Here is a 15,643-nt window from a genome sequence, read left to right as displayed (position 1 = left end):
CTAAATATTTTTACCTCCTTTCCTATTACCTTTACTTTAGCCGTGACAAGGAAGAATACGTATAAGGGGTAGTTTCATGGAGAAAACCGGTTTTACAGCCAATATGTTGAAAATGATATTAATTAGTACTATACTCGCAGTTATTTCACTAATTGGATTTACGTTTCTAGCTGAGTCTGAAGCATTAATACTTGCATATTTCATTCTATTTATCTCGTTTCTAACGGGTTATTTCTTGTTGAAGTGGGGTTTTGACTACTATAGAATAAAGTATAGTTTCTCACTTACATTTCTCGTCGTGGCTGTCTTTCTATATGATCTAATAATACTCTTAACAGGTGCAACAGGTTTACTTTTTGCAATCTCAGTATTTATAACTCCTTATCTAGGAGTCTACGTTTTCGGCTCAATAATTGAGAGTAGAAAAGCTAGAATTCGTTTTCAAAGAGAAGCAAAACATGCTCTTCCTCTATGGAGGCGTCTACGTGCGACATTCTACCAATTAGATGGTACTATGTGGTTTTTCATGATTTTCGCGTTTGGATATTTAATACTATTTATGTTGACACCCATAATGCTTGTATTAAAAGAAGCTTTTACACCACCGGTTGGTGGTGATTGGCTAACTAATTTCAAGACTGTTTTGAGAACTGAAAAATACGTTAATTTCAATCCACTGGTTAAAGACCCCGTTCAAGTAGTTAGACTGCCCGATGGTACATGTATCATAAGAGCTGTTGGCGTGAGTTATGGTCCTGTATTGAATAGTTTAATTATTGCATCAATTGTTACAATAGTAGCTACTCTTCTTGGTATTATTGTTGCATATGTACTAGCTAGATATACTTTTCCAGGGCATACCCTGCTGAGGATAATGGGTCTTATACCATTATTTAACACTCCATTTATTAATGCATATGTCGTTAAATTGATTTGGAGCGAGGCCGGTCCAATCTCCCACGTCTTTCACTGGTTAACTGGGTGCTACCTTGCTGTTGAAGGTTTAATTGGTGTAGCTGTAGCCCAGATCTTTACTTTCTTCCCCATAGTCTATTTAAATGCCTATACGGCCTTCCTCAATGTTGATCCATCAACAGAAGAACAAGCTGAAAACCTAGGAGCTAAAGGGTTTAGATTATTTAGAACTGTAACCTTTCCACTTGCACTTCCAGGTATTATTGCCGGCTCTACACTAGTCTTTGTATTTAGTCTTGAAGACCTTGGAGCACCCATAGTATTCAATGAGAAGAGATTGATAAGCTATGAGATCTATAGTAATCTACAAAACCCCAGAGGAATGATCTCTCCAACTACAGCCGCTCTCGGAGTAGTTCTCTTAATACTATCTCTAACAGCTTTCCTAGCTATTAGAAACTATGTAAGTATGCGATCATACGCTATGATTAGTAGAGGTGGAAGGTGGAAGCCTAGAACCAGAAGACCTGGACTGCTTGGTCTATTAGCAATTTATCTAGGAGTATTCCCCCTCGTAGTATTTGCCATGCTACCACAAACACTAGTTATATTAATGGCTCTCGGCGTGTTTAGCCCATATAAGAGCGGATTTAACCTCGTATTTACTATACCTTCTAATCCACTTCAATACATAGAGACTTTGCTAGTAGATCCATTGATATCTAGATATATTGTAAACACTATTCTATACGCAGGCGTATCAATAGTTATTGCAGTTTTCCTCGCTATTTCTGTTGGATATAGTGTTAGTAGATTAAAGATTAAGAGAATTCCAGCGATACTAGATGCTCTAGCAACATCACCACTCGCAATTCCAGGACTCGTTATGGCTCTTGGATACTTCTACTTCTTTATTGGATTATCAGAACTACTACCAAGTAGTATAGCGTCAATTATAAGCCCTGTTAGCACAGCTTTCGAGGCATGGATTGTATTCATTATAGCTTTTAGTGTGAGAAGACTACCCTACGTTGTGAGATCTGTATTTGCCGGGTTCCAACAAGTCCACGAAGCACTCGAAGAATCAGCAATGAACCTTGGTGCATCACGCTACAAAGTAGTGTTTGGTGTTATACTTCCATTCATTATAGGCTATGTCTTGAGTGGTGCACTACTAGGATTTATCTATATGGCAACAGAGGTTTCAACAAGCGTGACTTTTGGTGGTATTAGACAAGACCAAGCACCTCTGACATTCTACATGAAAGACGCTATTACCGGTGCAGCCGGTATTGGACCATACCTTGTAGCCGCCATGGGTACACTGTTAATCATTGTTCAACTAGTAATAGTGGTAATTATCGTATTTGTCTTTAAACAGAGATATGCATTTATAGGTGTTTAGAGGTGAAACCCGGTGACTAGGATAAAACTAGAGGGTATATCTAAATACTATGGAAACGTAGTAGCCGTAGACGATGTAAACTTAGAGATAAATAAAGGAGAATTCTTTACGCTACTTGGACCTAGCGGTTGTGGTAAAACAACAACTCTTAGAATAATTGCTGGTTTTGAAATACCCGATAAAGGACACGTATACTTTGACGATGAAGACGTTACATTTCTAAAACCATATAAGAGAAATACAGCAATGGTATTTCAAAACTATGCATTATGGCCACACATGACAGTTTTTGAAAACGTAGCTTATGGATTGAAAATAAGAAAGAAAGAACTTGGATTAACAGATGAAGAGATTAAAAAGAGGGTTCAATGGGCTCTCGAACTAGTCAAACTAAGTGGATTTGAAAACAGATATCCACTACAATTAAGTGGCGGACAACAACAGAGAGTAGCTCTCGCGAGAGCTCTCGTCGTACAACCAAGAGTACTACTACTAGACGAGCCTTTGAGCAATCTAGACGCTAAACTTAGAATTGAAATGAGAGAAGAATTGAAGCGCATTCAAAAAGCTCTTGGTATAACAACTATTTATGTAACACACGATCAATTGGAAGCTATGAGCATGTCTGATAGAATAGCTGTTATGAATAAAGGCAGAGTAGTACAGATAGGCACCCCGAGAGAACTATACTTATACCCCAAATCCCTCTTTGTAGCCGACTTTCTAGGACGGAGCAGTATATATCCAGGTAGACTAGTAGAACAACGTGGAAAAGAAGTAGTAGTAGAACTCGAAGATGCTAATATAGTATTAAAAGGCGTTACACCACTCGAAAAACTACCAGAGAAAGTAGCAGTAGTAATTAGACCCGAAATAGTAAAACTCGGAAGAGAAAATGCACAGGAGGGAGATGCTGTTCTCAAGGGAGAATTAGAATTCGCAATGTTTACTGGCGAGAAAATTGAAGCCCGTGTTAAAATAGGTGGTATAAAACTACTAGTCTATATTCCAAGCTATCTAGATGTAACTATAGGGTCTACACTCGAAATAACAATTCCATGGAGGAATACTGTAGTATTACCTCTCGAAGAATAAATCTATTTTAAAATCCATGTATACTCGTGTAGCTCTGCATGGTTTATAGTAGTTTTTAATTCTCCTCTCTCTAGTCTTATTGTTTTTACTAGTATTTTGTATTCTTCAACTTCTAGTTCTATGAGAGATGGAGTGTAGGAACCACCGCCCCCACCCCATACACCGGTTAGAGAGCCTGGGTTTAATAATAGTGTTTTTCCACCTGTTCCTATTTTAACAAAGTCTCTGTGTGTATGCCCCGTCATGAATACCTGTACTCCTAGTTCCTGGGCTTGTCGAGATAGCTTAACAATATCTCCTCGTGGATAGACTCCATCGCCATGTGTAATTCCAAATACAATGTCTCCTATATTGAATATACTGTGTTTAGGTAGTGGTAGATAATCCATGTTGCCTCTAACAACATATACTTGTCTACCGAGAGACCTAGTCCACTCTAATATCTCCTCGCTGGTTAAATCACCTGTAAATCCAACTATATCCCATGGTTTTAAATTCTCAATGTATTCTAGTAGAGGTCTTGGTATTGCTTCTGCCCGGTCAGGTATGTGGGTGTCGCCTATTAGTAAAACACGTATCATACATGATCAGCCGGGTAAGTTGTCTTCACTGATCGAGCCGGAGGTAATTCATCACCAATAATGGATATTCTTGTAGACCATTATAACTATTACGCTGAGGAGACATAGCGCTACTTAGAGTTTTTAAACTCGCTGATAACTCTATGGTATGTAATATTCAATGGAAACGGAATTAGTATATATGCTAGTAGTTTGAATTCGCTTGTGGAAAGAGCTTTTATTACTTCACCTGCTTCTCTAAATTCATTTAGATAGCTAGATAGTATGGTTTTTACTACTTCGCCATATCTATTTGTAGTGATAGATTCAATATATCCATCTATAGACAGTGTTGAAATCAACACAAGGAGATCCCACGCCGCGAATTCATGATTATACTTGTCTATTGCTTGTTCAGCATCAATTATATAAACCTCTCCATCTCCAACTATAAAATTCGATATTTTAGTATCTCCGAGCACCCAGCCTGCTTCATGACACGCTCCAAGTTCTCGTGCAACAAGCGAGTGTATATTTAATGGTGCATTAAATCCATAAACTACTCCATTAATAAAACTCCGCACTATTTTAACTTCTTTATAGTCTACAATATATATTTCTGGTTTACTAAAGCAGTCTGCTCTCCTCATAAAAGATACTTCTCTCTCCATTCTTTTAACTGGGTCGTGTACAAATGGAAATTTTTGAATTGGTATATTACCCAGTGCTACTAAATACCATTTAAGTATTCCGTGTTCGGAGGCATATGATTTTACAACGTATTTTGAGTTATTTAATTCAATTATCTTTGACTGTTTGGATAAATAGTCGAGAAGACCAATAAATCCACTTATACCCATGTATTCTCCTCCCTTACACTACAATCCCTCAATAGTTATTATACTGTAATAGTAGGAATGGCCCAGGAGAGAGCCTTTGCTCATTCTCCCCCGTTCTAGGGGGCGTTGCAAAGGCCTTCATTTTACTATATACTCTGAGTGGTTTTAAAATGTCATGTTGATATTTTTACCTAAGATCTTTTTGTATTTTGTAAAAAATATATATGTTTCAAATAAATTTTCATTAGTTTTTGTATAAAACCTGTTCATTATCCCAGTTTTAAGTACTGAGTTCTTTAACTCAAAATTGGTGGAAAATCGGTGAATGCTGTTATCAGCTATCCCAGCAATTCAGCGATGCGTGGAATTATAATTGAATTGCCATTAAAGCAGAGAAAGAAGACTATATCCCTCAGGTTGGATGAAGATGTCCTCGCCGTTCTCGATAGGTTTGCGACACTGAATGCTGAGGTCTCTCGTACTCTATTGATAACAAAAATTGTTGAAGCACTTGCTAAAGGTATAAAGGAATCTAATTATAATGCGTATAAACTAGAGCTTAAATTCTATGTTGAAAACCCGGAAACTGGGGGAGAAGAAGCTATTAGTGTTGTAATTCCCTTGAAGTCAAAGAAAGAATAGTTTATTGTTGTGTCTGCTTACTACTTGTTTTCATCATTTCAATGATCATTTTTACAATGTCTGCTGGCATACCAATCATGTGTGCTAGCTGTTCTGGTGTAATACTTTCTCCATATAAGCTATAGTATTGTTGTACTGCATATATTGGCTCTAGATAATAGGTCTTTCTACCTTCTTTAACTCTCGCAATAATACCTAGTTTATTTAATTTCGCTAGATATCTAGATTCAATAGTTCTAGCTCTACCAGTATACTTTGCGACGTCGTCGGCTGTAGCGCGTTTCAATGTTATAACTGCATCTAGTGTTTTCAATGTAGGTGGTGTTATAATAATACCTCTTTTAACTAGAAATCTTATATCGTATATTCCACATATGTCTTGATACTCCATTTCAAACACCATTACTTTATTTGTAAAAACATCTTATATATTATCAATCTTATATATCTTACATTAACAATAACCTGCAAATTATAAGTTTGTATTTTAAATGTGTATTCCAAACGAATATAAGAGACCCAGGATACTAGATAAAATTGCAAGGGGTTAATAATGAAAACTATTGGGGGAAAGCTTCTCGAAGAATTACTTAACAATATATCTCTCCACATAAAACTAGCTGTTAGAGCCGTTGAAATATTAAATGATATTGTCTCGCAATACAACTCTATAGATTTAAACACTTTGAGTGCAAAATACGAAGAAGTCAATACTATAGAGCACGAAGCAGACGAGTTAAAGAAAACACTATTTAACTTAATAAGAATTAGTAGACTACACCCAGAAGATAAAGAAGACTACATGAAGTTTGTTTTAAGCGTTGAAGACATTACAGGTCTAGCTAAAGCAATCGCCAAGAAATTCCTGATATTTAAACACATAAACCTTGTCATTCCAGAAAACATACACAGCCTCCTAAAAGAAATGACAAGTCTATCTGTTAAATCAGCTGGACAACTCCTCCAACTAGTTAAACCACACGAATCCACCAGTATAGACGAGCAAGAAATTGTTTCAATAACAGAGAAGATTGAAAAAGAAGTAGATGAATTACGATTAAAAACACTAGAAGAAGTATACAAATACTGCATGACTAGTTATAACGTAGTATGTATTGCACTACCAATAGTAGTAGACGACATTGAAGAAATAAGCGATAAATGCGAGTCTATTGCAGATTTATATAGACTCCACTTTATCACACGAATATAACTCTAAAACAACACAGTTTAAAACTCGAAACTTACTGGTGTTTTATATTGATTATAGCTATTATTACAGCTGCTGGAGAGAGCAAGAGATTTCCCGGTAACAAACTCCTGTATAAATATCGTGAGAAACCATTAATTATACAAACAATTGAAAACATCATTGAATGTAATTGTATCGACCATGTAATAGTAGTTACTGGGCATATGCATGAAGAAATAAGTAGTGTAATCAGAGAACACGGGTTAAACGTAGAAATCACTTACAACCCAGACTACACTGTAGGTATGAGTACCTCAATTAAACACGGTGTAAAATATGTTTTAAAACATTATAATGGGTTTAAAGGAGTAATGATCAATCCAGGCGATTGCGCGTGGATCCATCCGGGAATATACTCTCTCCTTACAGTGCGTTTTTATGAATTCCTTGAATCAAAAGATATAGTTGTAGCATCTTACATGGGTCGGCGGGGACACCCAATAATATTCTCATATAGATTAATTCCATCACTACTAGAAATAAGCGAGGAGAGAAAGGGCTTAAAAGAAGTTACTTTGAAATACCTCGATAGGACACTTGTTGTTGAAACTAATTACCCAGGAGTAGTATTAGATCTAGACACTATTCTAGATGTATTAAGAGTAAAAAACACATTGTTTATCTAGGTGTATAGTTCTTCGTGTCTTACTAGTTCAATACTTATCTCGCCGTTTTTCTCTCTAATAATGACTTCGGGTGCTCCATATATTAAATTGTGTTTCATTGCTAGTGGGTCTTGATATGCACCTGTATCTAGAAAGACTACGTAGTAGTTTTCATGTTTACTTGGTAGGTGTAATGGTACACCCCGTATTTTTATCTTGTATCCTGGTATACCAATGAGCTTTCCATCTAGGAGAGTAAATATTGGTGAATCCAATTGTAGTTTTCTTCCACCACTAATAAACAACTTTATTTCTCCCATACTATCACATGTTAAATCACTAAGAGATGCTAGTACATGTGGTGGCTCGTTGAGTCTTTGTGCTGGTAGTGGTTGGAAGTACTGGTCTACGAGGACAGCGTCTGGTATATCAGCGAATATAGACATATTCAATACAAATCTCTTTGTTGGAGACGTTATTAACCTAAATATTTTCTGGTCTTTAACTAAATCTTCGATTTTAATTCTCCCTGTTTTAACAAGTTCCATTACTCTAGAGGGTAAGTCTTCGCGTAGCATAGCTACGAGTTCTTCGTATAACTCTCTACGGCCGTTTTCTAGTTGCGGCGCAGATCTTATATCGTGGATTAACTTCTCTATTTTATCGAGAAACAATTTTACCTCTTCTAGATTGTTAAATTCTTTTACATCTGCTACTTGTTCGCGGAGGGCGTGTACTGCTGAATATGTTCTTACATCAACTACTTTAGTTGCAACTATTCTATGTGATGAAACAATAAATCTACCTCCTTCAAAAACCAGTATTGGATTTGGTGTAATAGATATCATAGTGTTTAATAGTTCTTTGAAGTAGTCTGTAACAGTATAATCTGGTGATTCTTCTTCGCCGTCACGTGCATCAATGTATGGATACGCCATTCCTCCTCCAGGGTCAACTATTTGAATGTTTTCAAATCCAAGTTGTTTTAATTCATTATAGACTTGTCTAACTTCTACAAAGTAGTTTTTAAGGTCTTGTATTTTGTAGAGCTGAGAGCCGGGATGCATGTGTAATAAACTTGCTCTCTCAGTTATGAATTTATAGTCTGTTTTCAGTTTCACCAGGGCGTTAGTTGTCACTCCAAACTTACTTCCAAGACCAACCGAGCCAGACCACTTTCCATGGAGTTTAACAATTGGTTTTACTCTAATTCCTATTTCTAACTGTGGATACTTAGATAGTACTTCAAGGTCGTTTTCACTTTCAATATCTACAAATATCCTCCAGCCAAGTCTATATAGCTTGAGTAGTTCCTGGACAACGTTTTCTGTAACTACACCGTCGTATATCAGTATTCTAGGCTGGTATTTCTCGGCTAGTTTTATCAATGTGCGTACTTCGCCAATTGACCCTGTATTAAATCCCCATTTATACTTTTCTCCATATTCAAATATGGCTTCTATTACTATTGGTGTTGGATTAACCTTCATGGGGAAAACTGGCTGGAATCCTCCCGTGTAGCCCAGTCCTTCAGCTATAGTTTTAAATGCTGTGTAAACCATATCCATTGTTTTACCGATTGCTGGTAGTATTCTTATATAGGCAATGTCGAGTTTTAAATTGTCCATTAATTCTTTTACTCTGATTTTCTTATTGTTTACATTAATATATAGATAACCTTCTTCATCTACATTTATATAAGATTCTCTCACATAGTTTTCTAATCCATAAATTTTTCTTGCTATGTTTATATTCCAATTGCTGTCCATTTCTATATTTGCCCTTGTCTAAACTCTACTTCAACCATGATATTATAGGGGTTTAAATCAATTACTGTGGGTAGAACAACTCGTTTAAAACATCTTCTTTTAGTTTTTCAAGTAGACTTTTCAGTTTTGTTTTTGACTCGTCATCTAGGTTGCTCTGGTCTACTTCGACTTGGAGATTAATTATTTCTTCTATTAACTCGAGGGCTTGATTTAACATTATAGCTTCGTAATTGCTTGCTTTAGCTATTATTCTATTGAAATCAACGCTCAATTAGACCCCGATAAATGTATTCATAGTAGTAAACTAATAAACCACGGGTCGGGCGGTCCGTGAACCACTCATCCCTCGTTCAGGAGGACTTTCCTCATCCCTAGAAAAAATAAGTATGTTTAGTCTTTATATTTCCATCTATTTAGATTTTCTTGCTTTTGCAGCTGCTTTCTTTATTACTTCTACCATTTCTTCGTTTGGCATATAGCCGGGTATTACTTCTAGTGGTTTAGCACCGTAGACGTGGTAGTCTTCAATTCTTGTTATTGCTACAAATGGTACGTATTGTACTCCATACCTGTCGGCTTCAATTGGGTTTTCAAAGGCCTCTATTGTCTCGACTATAATGTTTTTATTGAGTACTCCTACTTGATTCATAAAGTCGACTACTAGTGGACAATAGGGGCATTCTGGTGTTACAAATACCTTTACGTGTAGTGGAGTATCAATAGCTTCAATTTCCTCTACTAGTTCTTCTGATAGTTTTACGCCTTCTGATATATATTCGTGTATGAATATAAATGGAGCGAATTCTTGCCCGCTGGGTATTCCATAGTATCTTACATTTCTACCTGGTGTGTCATATATAAATGCTGGTAGATAGCGTGGATTATAGATTTTACCGGTTTTAACATCGTGTACTTCAAAACTTAGTTTTCCACCGCTTATTCTAGTTAATTCGTCAGCTAGTAGTTTTGCTTCTCCACATGTATGACAGTGTACGATTAAACCGTATTTTTCTATTTCTTCTTCGTAGTCGTGGTGGTGATGGTGTTCTCCAGTAATACCTGGATTCTCTAGTGAGTCTATTATTAAAACGTCTTTCATGTTCTTTCTTAGTCCACTAAATATTTTTTTCAATTCATTTACTGTCTCTTCGTCGAATAAAGCACTCATTATGTTTACACCTATAACTCGGTTATAACTAAAGAGAAAAAAACCTTTAAAAACTTAATTTATAGTGGAGGTAGAATTGAAGAAAACACTTCAACACAGAGTACTAGAAACTCTAAGAGACAATCCTGGATTATCACCAAAAGACCTAGCTAGTATACTCGAAGTCGACATAAACAAAATCAAAGTAATTCTATATAAGTTGAAAACAGCCGGCTATATTGAAAAAGCCGGCAAGGGATTTCTACTTACTCAGCGTGGTATGAAATTCCTCGAATACCTAGAAAAAGGGGTTAGTGAGGCAGGCGAGAAGAAAACCAGTGAAATAAGAGAAACACAACCTCCAACACCACAAGAAGAACAAGCAATTCAACTAACTGAAATACAGAGTGCTACTAGTACCGTAAACAGAGAAACCAGTATTGAATACAGAGAATTAATAAATGAAATACTGAATAGAATAAGTCTACTAGAAAAGAAAGTAGCTAGCTTAGAAAACCAAGTAAGAAACATTGAACTAGCACTTCAAAGTAGAAGAGAAAAAAGAGAAAATGGTTTAACTATTGATCCGCCAGTTCAACCCTATAACGAAGCATATACTAAATACGGTAGTATAATAGATAGATTAATTAATGAAAACAAACTCGTGAGAATAGGGTCGCTGGTAGTTGACTCTACATTCTACCATGAATTTAAATCTAGATTTCCACTAAAAGTATCAGACATAGACAAACTCACTACTTATGAAAAACTCCTCTTAGAAGAAATGAGGAGAGAAGCTCTTGTAATCCTCCACGCGGGTAAAGAATATAGATTAGTCTCCTAGCCTTCTTCCATTTCCTCGTATTCCTCTGTCAATGCAGGTGCATATTTCTCTGGGTGTTCTACACCGTCTGGACAGCCCTTACCATGTCTTATGGGCTTATCTAATCTACTCAGTAATACAATACGACTTGGTATTGACTCGCTGAGCACTTTGTAACCAGTTAACTCGCTTAGTTTCTGTGCTACACTCCTAATTTCACTATGTGATGGCATATTATCTCTTGTCAATCTCGCACGGCTTCCACCTATAAACATATAGGCTTTTACTTCTACATAGTGTGGATTACCTCTCTCAATGAATTTAGCAAATGCTCTAAGTGCTTCTTCATTATCGTTAAATCCTTTTACAATAGTTATTCTATAAACAACGGGGGACCTGAAGGATCTAACATAATCTATAGTTTCCTGGAAGAGCTCCCAAGCTCTTGGAACAGATGGTCTATTGAAGTACTCATAGGTCTCTTTACTCCAAGCCTCCATGCTTATATATAATTGAGAAGGCTCTTTTTCCAGGTTTTTCAATACATCTGGTCTTGTACCATGAGTTACAAGAAACGTTGTTATACCACGTTTATGGTATTCCTCTATGAGCTCGCCTAGTCTTGGATATAATAGTGGTTCTCCAGCGAGACTTATCGCCGCGTGTTTTGGATTCATTGCTTCTTCAACCATTTTCTGATCTGCTTTAGGATTACCCTTGTAGCCAGCCATTATTTGTCTATGAGTCATAATGCTCTCTTCAACTAATACTTCTGGATCGTCTATTACTGGTGGTCTAGTGTCATCCCAGTGCATTCCAATATCTTCGAATTGTATTCTCCAACAATGTAGACATCTATTCCAACACCATGCTACGACAGGAGTCATTTGTATACAACGGTGGCTTTCAATACCATACCATAAACACTTATAGCAAAATCTATGTCTTAGCACCGCTTCTTTTGTCCAGTGACATCTTTTAACTGCTCCTATTGTACCAATTAAATGATATCCTTGCTTGACTAATCTATCATATATAGCCTTGTATACCGGGTTACTAGTCCAAAATTCCTCGCGTTTTTGCTTAATAGCTTTAAAGTCTATAGTCAACCCAGCCACCTCTACTATAACATCGTTATATAGTGCCTAATATAGAAACTCATATATGAATGCTTAATAATCACATAGCGTATTAATACAGTTGAGTGATGAGCGAACCCGCGACTGATTGATGAAGAAGGTTGGCGTTACTGAGGTGGAAGTTAATTGCCAAAGATATACAAGTTGAAAACAATTACCGGTGAACAAATAGAACTCGAACTACAAGAGAAATCTAAGAGAAGCCTTGTCTTTAAAGATGTAAAATCAGGTGTTTTATACAGAGTAGTTGTAGAGAAAGCAGATAATGGAAAATACGTTTTAAACGTCAACGGAGAAAAACACATTGTCCGCTCTAGTAAATCGGGTGTTTTTGTAGACTATATACCACCACTGGTATTTGATGTGAAATACGAGGTGGTTGAAGAAGAGAAGAAAAGGCAAAAAGAAACCATGGCAATCCAAGTACTCGAACAAAACGTATTGACATCTCCAATTACTGGTAGGGTCGTGGAAGTAAAAGTTAAACAAGGAGATCTCGTTAAACAAGGAGATACTGTTGCTTTATTGGAGTCTATGAAAATGATTATTGAAATAAAAGCACACATGGCTGGTACAGTAGAAGAAGTATATGTTGAACAAGGTAAAACAGTGAATAAAGGAGATAAAATAATTAAAATCCGGCCTTCTACGTCATAACGGTATATTAGTGTGTTTTTTGAAGGGTGGTAGTTCAGCTCTCTTAGTTGACAGTAATACTAGTGCATCATATATCTTCTTTCTAGTATCAGCTACATCTATAACTTCGTCAACGTATCCTAGTTCAGCTGCTCTAAACGGGTTTGCAAATACTTCTCTATACTCTTTCAGTTTTTCTCTATAGAATGCTTCTGGGTCTGGTGCTTTCTCTATTTCTCTTCTATAGAGTATTCTAACTGCTCCTTCGGGGCCCATTACAGCTATTTCTGCTGTTGGCCACGCGTAGTTGATATCACTGCCCAGTGAGAGACTACCCATTGCTATGTATGCACCACCGTAAGCTTTTCTCATAATTACTGTTATTTTGGGTACTGTTGCTTCAGCGTATGCGTGGAGTACTTTTGCACCGTGTTTAATTATACCGCCGTGTTCTTGGTCTACTCCGGGCATAAAGCCGGGCGTATCAACTAGTGTTACTATTGGTATATTGAATGCATCACAAAATCTTACAAATCTCGCTATTTTATTGCTTGCATCTATATCTATTACACCAGCATTAACGGCTGGTTGATTAGCTACTATTCCAACTGTATACCCGCCTATTCTACCAAAACCTACAACAGCTGATTTAGCGTAGTTTGCGTGGACTTCTAGGAAGTCGCCGTTGTCTACTATAGATCTAATAACTTGTTTTACATCAAATGGTTTTGCTGAATCAGTTGGAACTACTTCGTATAGTTCTTCTAGTCGTCTATCAACGGGGTCGTCGGATGGAACAAATGGTGGTTCTTCCGCGCTGTTGTTTGGAAGATATGATAGTAGTTTCTTGACGATTTCAAATGCGTGTTCTTCGTTTTCCGCTATAAAGTGTGCTACACCACTTATTGATCCGTGGACATCTGCTCCACCTAGTTGTTCAAATGTAACTGATACACCAGTAGCTGCTTTAACTACTTCGGGGCCTGTGATAAACATATATGATCCTTTGACAATTATTACAAAGTCCATTAGTGCTGGACTATATGCCGCTGCACCTGCACATGGACCCATAATTACAGCTATCTGGGGAATTACGCCACTAGCTTTGACGTTTGCATGAAATATTCTTCCACAACCATGTAGTGAAGCAACACCCTCCTGAATTCTGGCTCCTCCAGAATCGTAAAGTCCAATTACTGGTACTCCGACTTGTATTGCTTGTTCTATTGTTCTCGCGATTTTCTCTCCATGTACTTCTCCAATACTTCCTCCTAGCACTGTAAAGTCTTGCGCATAGACAAATACTAGTCTCCCATTTATCCTACCATAACCAGTAACTACGCCGTCTCCATAGAATTTCTGCTTGTCGAGGCCGAAGTAGCTTGATCTATGTATTCTCATCCATTGTAATTCAACAAATGAACCTGGATCTAGGAGTTTATCAAGTCTCTCGCGTACCCATAACTTGCCTTTTTCTTTTTGTTGCTGTATTTTGTCTTTTCCTCCTCCCTGGATAGATAGTTCGCGGTATTCTCTTACTTTTTTCAATAGCTCTTCATGACTACTCATTACTTTACCCTCTTTAGAATTGAAACAGCTGCAATTGTACTTATTCCACCAATATTGTGTGTCATAGCTACCGCTGGATCACTTGCTTTGTAGCCCGGGAAGTCTCCTCTTAACTGCATCAGCGGCTTCTGCAACCTGGTATATACCTGTAGCTCCAACAGGGTGTCCTCTGGCTTTGAGTCCTCCACTAAAGTTTACTTCTGGTTTATCTCCCTTTTGGAATCTTCCTTCTTTGAATAATTTAGCGGCGAGTCCTTTTGGCGCGAATCCAAGGTCTTCTAGTGCTACAAATCCAGTTACGTGGAATGCATCGTGAAGTTCAACGTAGTCTACTTGTTTCAACTCTATGTTTGCTTTTTGTAGTGCTTCACGAGCTGCTTTAACAGTAGAGTCCATTGTTAACAAGTCGTTTCTAGTTGTTAAATCAACGCTATCTGTAGCTAGTGCCACGCTTGCTACTTCTATGAGTGTGTCTCTACCTATTTTTCTAGCTATTTCTCTAGCTCTCTCCTCTCCTCTTACTAGTAGTACAACTGCTGCTCCATCACCTAGTGGAGCTGCATGGAATAGTCTTATTGGATCTGCTATTAACGGGCTCTCCATTACTTCTTCAAGTGTTGTTTTTCTAGGTAGCTGTGCATAGGGGTTGTAGCTGGCATACTCGTGCATTTTAACAGGCCAGTGAGATAGGTCTTCATCAGTGTAGCCGAAGAGTGATTTATACAGTCTTGCAACCATTGCGTTTAATCCAGTAAATGTGGCACCATAAAATACCTCGTAGTCGGCATCTGCAGCCTGAGCGAGAGCACGTGTTACAAACTCTGTATTTGCTTCTGTTAGTTTTTCTACTCCTCCAGCAGCTACGACGTCTACCATACCTGATTTAACAAGGGCGTAAGCAGCATATAGCGCGGCTCCACCACTGCCACAAGCTGCTTCTACTTTAAATGCTGGTAGACCCCTGAAACCAGCGTAGTCAGCCATCATTGCACCAAGACTATCCTGCCCCATTAACACGCTTGAAGTCATATTTCCAACAACTATTGCTTGTGGTTTTACTCCACCAGCGTCTTCTATAGCCTTCCACAATGCCTCAGCAAACAATTCTTTTGCATGCTTCTCGTAGAATCTACCTATTTTTGTCATTCCAACTCCAATAATAAATACTCGTTCCAAACCATACACCCTTGATAACCCATATTAAGGTATTACACGTGAGGTATAAAAACAAGACGTGTAGAAATAGG

The 15,643-nt window shown here is 37.5% G+C and carries 15 protein-coding genes and 1 pseudogene; 7 read left to right on the top strand and 9 right to left on the bottom strand.

The annotated features are described in order from the left end of the window. Positions 1 to 76: 76 nt before the first annotated feature. Entirely contained in the window at positions 77 to 2,320 is a 2,244-nt protein-coding gene (locus ACZ5YP_RS07620) for an ABC transporter permease (RefSeq protein WP_464835144.1), read from the top strand. A 12-nt stretch (positions 2,321 to 2,332) separates the two neighbouring features. After that, positions 2,333 to 3,415 carry an ABC transporter ATP-binding protein gene (locus ACZ5YP_RS07615; RefSeq protein WP_464835143.1) on the top strand — a complete coding sequence of 361 codons (1,083 nt, stop codon included), beginning with the start codon at positions 2,333 to 2,335 and terminating at the stop codon, positions 3,413 to 3,415. A gap of 2 nt (positions 3,416 to 3,417) precedes the next feature. Here the strand turns inward: ACZ5YP_RS07615 and ACZ5YP_RS07610 are convergent, their stop codons facing one another. Then, the gene (locus ACZ5YP_RS07610) at positions 3,418 to 3,996 is read right to left on the bottom strand and encodes a YfcE family phosphodiesterase (RefSeq protein ID WP_464835142.1); all 579 of its coding nucleotides are present in this window, start codon (positions 3,994 to 3,996) and stop codon (positions 3,418 to 3,420) included. Between the two features lie 110 nt (positions 3,997 to 4,106). Continuing rightward, a complete protein-coding gene (locus tag ACZ5YP_RS07605) occupies positions 4,107 to 4,835 on the bottom strand; it encodes a serine/threonine protein kinase (protein ID WP_464835141.1) in 729 nt (242 codons plus the stop codon). Positions 4,836 to 5,135: 300 nt separating this feature from the next. On the opposite strand from ACZ5YP_RS07605, the gene ACZ5YP_RS07600 reads away from it, so the two are divergent. Continuing rightward, positions 5,136 to 5,456 carry a hypothetical protein gene (locus ACZ5YP_RS07600; RefSeq protein WP_464835140.1) on the top strand — a complete coding sequence of 107 codons (321 nt, stop codon included), beginning with the start codon at positions 5,136 to 5,138 and terminating at the stop codon, positions 5,454 to 5,456. A 1-nt stretch (position 5,457) separates the two neighbouring features. Here ACZ5YP_RS07600 and ACZ5YP_RS07595 read toward each other — a convergent pair whose 3' ends face one another. Beyond that, entirely contained in the window at positions 5,458 to 5,847 is a 390-nt protein-coding gene (locus ACZ5YP_RS07595) for a transcriptional regulator (protein WP_464835139.1), read from the bottom strand. 162 nt (positions 5,848 to 6,009) lie between these two features. On the opposite strand from ACZ5YP_RS07595, the gene ACZ5YP_RS07590 reads away from it, so the two are divergent. Together ACZ5YP_RS07590 and ACZ5YP_RS07585 are read left to right on the top strand one after the other, a co-directional pair. Then, complete coding sequence (locus ACZ5YP_RS07590; protein ID WP_464835138.1) at positions 6,010 to 6,669, top strand: DUF47 domain-containing protein; 660 nt, start codon at positions 6,010 to 6,012, stop codon at positions 6,667 to 6,669. A gap of 47 nt (positions 6,670 to 6,716) precedes the next feature. After that, a complete protein-coding gene (locus tag ACZ5YP_RS07585) occupies positions 6,717 to 7,334 on the top strand; it encodes a nucleotidyltransferase family protein (protein WP_464835137.1) in 618 nt (205 codons plus the stop codon). Here ACZ5YP_RS07585 and ACZ5YP_RS07580 read toward each other — a convergent pair. From ACZ5YP_RS07580 to ACZ5YP_RS07570, 3 genes are all read right to left on the bottom strand, one after another. Then, a complete protein-coding gene (locus ACZ5YP_RS07580; protein ID WP_464835136.1) occupies positions 7,331 to 9,082 on the bottom strand; it encodes a type III PLP-dependent enzyme domain-containing protein in 1,752 nt (583 codons plus the stop codon). The genes ACZ5YP_RS07585 and ACZ5YP_RS07580 overlap by 4 nt on opposite strands. 61 nt (positions 9,083 to 9,143) lie before the next feature. Further along, positions 9,144 to 9,353 (bottom strand): hypothetical protein, encoded by a 210-nt coding sequence (locus ACZ5YP_RS07575; RefSeq protein ID WP_464835135.1) that lies wholly within the window; start codon positions 9,351 to 9,353, stop codon positions 9,144 to 9,146. A gap of 138 nt (positions 9,354 to 9,491) precedes the next feature. Next, on the bottom strand, positions 9,492 to 10,250 hold the full coding sequence (locus ACZ5YP_RS07570) for a thioredoxin family protein (RefSeq protein ID WP_464835134.1): 759 nt from the start codon (positions 10,248 to 10,250) through the stop codon (positions 9,492 to 9,494). Positions 10,251 to 10,326: 76 nt separating this feature from the next. Between ACZ5YP_RS07570 and ACZ5YP_RS07565 the strand changes: the two genes are divergently transcribed. Further along, positions 10,327 to 11,073: a winged helix-turn-helix transcriptional regulator gene (locus tag ACZ5YP_RS07565; protein ID WP_464835133.1), complete on the top strand. Its 747-nt coding sequence runs from the start codon at positions 10,327 to 10,329 to the stop codon at positions 11,071 to 11,073. Here the strand turns inward: ACZ5YP_RS07565 and twy1 are convergent. Next, the gene (gene twy1, locus ACZ5YP_RS07560) at positions 11,070 to 12,155 is read right to left on the bottom strand and encodes a 4-demethylwyosine synthase TYW1 (RefSeq protein WP_464835981.1); all 1,086 of its coding nucleotides are present in this window, start codon (positions 12,153 to 12,155) and stop codon (positions 11,070 to 11,072) included. The two genes, ACZ5YP_RS07565 and twy1, sit on opposite strands and share 4 nt — an antisense overlap. Positions 12,156 to 12,317: 162 nt before the next feature. On the opposite strand from twy1, the gene ACZ5YP_RS07555 reads away from it, so the two are divergent. Continuing rightward, positions 12,318 to 12,848, top strand: coding sequence for a biotin/lipoyl-containing protein (locus ACZ5YP_RS07555; protein WP_464835132.1), 531 nt, complete (start codon positions 12,318 to 12,320; stop codon positions 12,846 to 12,848). Here the strand turns inward: ACZ5YP_RS07555 and ACZ5YP_RS07550 are convergent. After that, positions 12,843 to 14,396, bottom strand: coding sequence for an acyl-CoA carboxylase subunit beta (locus ACZ5YP_RS07550; protein ID WP_464835131.1), 1,554 nt, complete (start codon positions 14,394 to 14,396; stop codon positions 12,843 to 12,845). The two genes, ACZ5YP_RS07555 and ACZ5YP_RS07550, sit on opposite strands and share 6 nt — an antisense overlap. Beyond that, positions 14,396 to 15,572, bottom strand: a pseudogene (locus tag ACZ5YP_RS07545) (thiolase domain-containing protein). The gene ACZ5YP_RS07550 and the pseudogene ACZ5YP_RS07545 overlap by 1 nt, the downstream one beginning before the upstream one ends. Positions 15,573 to 15,643 lie beyond the last annotated feature (71 nt).

It is taken from the genome of Sulfophobococcus zilligii, from assembly GCF_055398255.1.
The sequence above is the reverse complement of the archived record's forward strand: the minus strand, read 5'-3'. Positions and strand labels throughout refer to the sequence as shown.

Bases quoted from the DNA above. Each gene is read 5' to 3' on its own strand.
- ACZ5YP_RS07590 (WP_464835138.1), top strand. From the start codon at position 6,010: ATGAAAACTATTGGGGGAAAGCTTCTCGAAGAATTACTTAACAATATA.
- ACZ5YP_RS07570 (WP_464835134.1), bottom strand. From the start codon at position 10,250: ATGAGTGCTTTATTCGACGAAGAGACAGTAAATGAATTGAAAAAAATA.
- ACZ5YP_RS07605 (WP_464835141.1), bottom strand. From the start codon at position 4,835: ATGGGTATAAGTGGATTTATTGGTCTTCTCGACTATTTATCCAAACAG.
- ACZ5YP_RS07550 (WP_464835131.1), bottom strand. From the start codon at position 14,396: ATGAGTAGTCATGAAGAGCTATTGAAAAAAGTAAGAGAATACCGCGAA.
- ACZ5YP_RS07595 (WP_464835139.1), bottom strand. From the start codon at position 5,847: ATGGAGTATCAAGACATATGTGGAATATACGATATAAGATTTCTAGTT.
- ACZ5YP_RS07620 (WP_464835144.1), top strand. From the start codon at position 77: ATGGAGAAAACCGGTTTTACAGCCAATATGTTGAAAATGATATTAATT.
- ACZ5YP_RS07580 (WP_464835136.1), bottom strand. From the start codon at position 9,082: ATGGACAGCAATTGGAATATAAACATAGCAAGAAAAATTTATGGATTA.
- ACZ5YP_RS07610 (WP_464835142.1), bottom strand. From the start codon at position 3,996: ATGATACGTGTTTTACTAATAGGCGACACCCACATACCTGACCGGGCA.